Below are 3,772 nucleotides of genomic sequence, written 5' to 3'. Positions count from 1 at the left end.
CCGGTTCCCGTCGGGGAACCGGCCACCGGTGGACACGAGGTGGGTTCGCGAGGAGGAGCTGGTCAGCTCGCCGGCGGGACGTACAGCAGGCGGTTGGTGGAACCGGTGCCCGGGTTGGTGACGATGCCACTGGTGCCCCAGGACTGGAGGGCGCTCTTCACCTGGGCGGGAGTGGCGCCGGGGTTGCTCTGCAGGTAGCGGGCGGCGGCACCGGCCACGTGCGGGGACGCGAAGGACGTGCCGTTGCCGGTGTAGGTGCCACCCGAGCGCCAGGCGGAGGTGATGTTGGAGCCGGGCGCGAAGATGTCGACCTTGCCGAAGTTGGAGTACGAGGCGCGGGCGTCGGTGCTGGTGGTCGCGCCGACCGTGATCGCCGGGCCGACGCGGGCCGGCGAGTAGTTGTTGGCGTTGGCGCCGCTGTTGCCGGCCGCCACCACGTGGGTGACACCGCTGTTGATGGCGTTCACGACGGCCTGGTCGAGGGCGGTGGACACGCCGCCGCCCAGGCTCAGGTTTGCGACCGAGGGACCGCTGGCGTTCGCGGCCACCCAGTTCACGCCGGCGACGACCCCGGCGGTGGTACCGCCACCGGTGGCACCGAGAACCTGCACGGCCACGATCCGCGCGTTCTTCGCCACACCGAACTGGGACCCGGCGACGGTGCCCGCCACGTGCGTCCCGTGCCCGTTGCCGTCCTCGGCGTTGGACGTGTTGTTGACGAAGTTGTAGCCGTAGCTCGCCCGACCGCCGAAGGTCGGGTGGCTGATGTTGACACCGGTGTCCAGCACGTACACGGTGACGCCGCTGCCGGTGGTGGTGTACTCGTACCGGTTGTCCAGGGGCAGGTTGCGCTGGTCGACGCGGTCGAGGCCCCAGGACGGCGGGTTGGTCTGCACGGCTTGGACGCCCACGTCACGCGTGGTCGTCGGGGCGGCGGTCAGGTCGATGCTCACCCGCTGGTTCTGCTCGACGTAGGCCACCGACGGGTCGGCGGCCAGCCTGCGGGCCTGGCCCTCGGTCAGCGCGGCCTCGAAACCCTGGATGGCCGTGGAGTAGGTGCGCTCGACACTGCCGCCGTACCGGGTGACCAGCCCGTCGGCGGTGGCGGTCACGCCGGCGGCCAGTCGAGGGCTCGTCTCGTCGAGCACCACCAGGTAGCTGCCCTTGATCGCCCGTGCCGAGTCCGCGTGCAACACCTTCCCGACCTGGTCCGCCGTCGGGTCGGCTCCGGCCGCCCCGGCCCACGCGGTCAGTGACAGCGCGACCGCGGCTCCGACACCGCCGAACGTCCGCAAGTAGTTCCGCCAGTTGTTCGTCATCCCTGAATCCCTTCCGGTTCCGGTTCCTCCGCTCGCGGGCATGCGAAACCGAAACCGATCACGGTCACTCCCGATCACCACGAATTACGTCACAGGAACGAAACACGAAACACGGTTGGCGGTAATTCGTGATGCTGCACCGATGCTAGGAAGAAATCAGGACGGGGGAAAGGACCGGGTTTTGACACTTAACAGATGAACGACGGTCGCCCCGTTCCCGGACTCCGGAATTCCGGGCACGCGGGGCTCCCCCGGGAGAACCCCCCGCACTAACGTCAGCCGGAGCGCGTTCCGACCGCGAGGAGTGAGCATGACCGGTGCCACGTGGAGTACGAGCGACCAGGTCGACGGGCACGCACCCCGCCCGCCGTCCGACCGCACATCACCGGCTGACGAGCCATTCCCCAGCACACTGCGAGCGGCCATCGCGGCGAGCGGGCTCAGCCTCGACCGCATCAGGTACCGGCTGGAGCAGCACGGCCACCACATCAGCGTCGCCACGCTCAGCTACTGGCAGTCCGGCCGCAGCCGGCCGGAACGGCGGGAATCACTGAACGCGCTGCGACAGCTGGAACGCCTGCTCACTCTGCCGCCGAGCACGCTCCGCTCCCTGCTCGGCCCACCAAGACCCAGAGGAAGAAACAAGCGATTAACAATCCCGTCCATCGCCTCGCTGTGGCCGGAGGTGCCGGCGGTGCCGGAGCTGCTGTCCTCATTCGACGTCCGGTCGGACACATCACTTGAACGAATCAGCCACCACGACGTTTATTCGGTCGGCGCCTCGGGTTCCGTCCGCCGAATTCGGACCCGGCAGGTCCTCCGCGCCAGGCGGGAGGGCCCCGACCGCTGCCTCGTCGTGTTCGACCCGGAACACCCCGACCTGCCCGCGCTCACCCCGCACGCGATCCGCAACTGCCGGGTGGGCAGGGTCGCCAGGTCCGGTGACACCGGACTGGTGGTGGCCGAACTCGTCCTGCCGAGCCCGTTGGCCAGGGGGACGACCACCATCCTGGAGTTCGAGCTGGTCGCCCAGCCGGGCGGGCCCGCACGCGCACGGACGACGGAGTGCTCCCGGAGGTTCGTCGCCCCGGTGCGGGAGTACCTGTTGGAGGTGTCCTTCTCCCCCGAGGCGCTTCCCGTCGCCCTGCACCGTTTCGTCCGCCCCTCCGACCAGCGCAAGGCCGCGTCGCGGACGCCGCTGGCCCTGGGTTCGGAGCAGTGCGCGCACGTCGTCGAGCTGGACGTGCTCCCCGGGACGGTCGGCATCTGCTGGGAGTGGCCAGCACCGTGAGGGCGCGCCGCGCCCCTCCGGCACGGTCCACCGCCGGCGGCCGGAGCCGTTCCTCGCCGGGCGGGCTGCCGGGCAATAGCCGTCGCGGAACCGCCGGTCTGGGCCCCTCGTCGAACGGTAGGCCGTCCCCTGCCCCGGCCGAGGGTCCGGGGTAGCGGCCGGACGGGCGCTGACCGGGCCTCCACCCGGTCCCCCGTCCTGGCCGCCGGACCATCCCCCACCGTTTCGGCCAGCCCCCGAGAGGCGGCCCAGGTTCACCCGCTTGTCCGCTCCACGCGGACCAGCCAGGGCACCGGCCAGCCCACGGATAGTCCGGTCAGCGGCCGTGGTCCCCGGTAGTGCCTGGAGAACCTGGGGCCGGCGGAGCGGGATCGCTCGACACCGTCCTGGATCAGCGGTCACGCCCGAGGCCGGCCGAGGGGTCGTCTCACCGAGCCCGACCAGTGCGCTGTCCGCGAGCGCGGGGCCGGTCCCGGAACCCGTCGAGAGGTCCGGGGCGCGACCGGTGCGAGTTCCGATGCCGACGGGGGCGTGGCGAACCGGGCGACGACCTCCCCGGCGGGCCCGGTTCCCAGGACGACCACCAGCCCGGGCAGCCGGTCGGCGGGGGGTGGGTGGCCGGCGCGGTGTCCACGGCGGCCCCCGCTCCGACGAGCCAGGCAGATCGGAGCAGCGTCGTGCTCTTGCCCTCGGCACCGTGGGGTCGGTTCGAGGCGCGGCTGGTCGGGCGGTGCAGCGCCGCGAGCGCGGACAGGAACAACGCCCGTTTCCGCGTGCGGTTGCCCGTCCGGGCCGGGTGCTCACCACGGATGCTCGTCCCGGAGGCACGCGCGCCACGGGAGCAACACCGGCGTAGGCCGCCAGATGGGCCGAGCTGGCGAGGTTCGAGGCATCCGGCGATGTCGAGCAGGATGCGGCACGCGGTCCTGCCCCCCAGCCCTGTACGTGCCTCGGAACCGGGAACATCGGGCCCGCGGGGGGACGGCCGCACCACCGGTCGTGAGCAGGCCGGGGACGCCTCGCTCACTGACCGGGGGACTGTTCGTCCACCGGCCAGGCCCTTCTCTTCGGAGGAGATCCCGGTTCCGGTCCCAGGCGCGAGAACAACCCGCACCCCCAACACAAAAAAAGTGGGTGGAGGAGAACCGGGAGCACCCACCAG

The 3,772-nt window shown here is 71.4% G+C and carries 2 protein-coding genes and 1 pseudogene; 1 reads left to right on the top strand and 2 read right to left on the bottom strand.

From position 1 onward, the window contains the following. Positions 1-62 precede the first annotated feature (62 nt). Complete coding sequence (locus tag ACTIDRAF_RS0218740) at positions 63-1,319, bottom strand: S8 family peptidase (protein WP_016700260.1); 1,257 nt, start codon at positions 1,317-1,319, stop codon at positions 63-65. 310 nt (positions 1,320-1,629) lie between these two features. Between ACTIDRAF_RS0218740 and ACTIDRAF_RS33955 the strand changes: the two genes are divergently transcribed. Next, positions 1,630-2,610, top strand: a complete 981-nt coding sequence (locus ACTIDRAF_RS33955) for a hypothetical protein (RefSeq protein ID WP_157163130.1) — start codon at positions 1,630-1,632, stop codon at positions 2,608-2,610. A 647-nt stretch (positions 2,611-3,257) separates the two neighbouring features. Here ACTIDRAF_RS33955 and ACTIDRAF_RS33950 read toward each other — a convergent pair. Continuing rightward, a pseudogene (locus tag ACTIDRAF_RS33950) lies at positions 3,258-3,550 on the bottom strand (transposase); the annotation flags it as partial. Between the last annotated feature and the right edge of the window lie 222 nt (positions 3,551-3,772).

This window comes from Actinoalloteichus spitiensis RMV-1378 (genome assembly GCF_000239155.1).
Lineage (GTDB): Bacteria > Actinomycetota > Actinomycetes > Mycobacteriales > Pseudonocardiaceae > Actinoalloteichus_B > Actinoalloteichus_B spitiensis.
The sequence above is the reverse complement of the archived record's forward strand: the minus strand, read 5'-3'. Positions and strand labels throughout refer to the sequence as shown.

What these genes read in the sequence shown, in the direction of transcription:
- ACTIDRAF_RS0218740 (WP_016700260.1), bottom strand. Translation starts at nt 1,319, where the DNA reads ATGACGAACAACTGGCGGAACTACTTGCGGACGTTCGGCGGTGTCGGA.
- ACTIDRAF_RS33955 (WP_157163130.1), top strand. Translation starts at nt 1,630, where the DNA reads ATGACCGGTGCCACGTGGAGTACGAGCGACCAGGTCGACGGGCACGCA.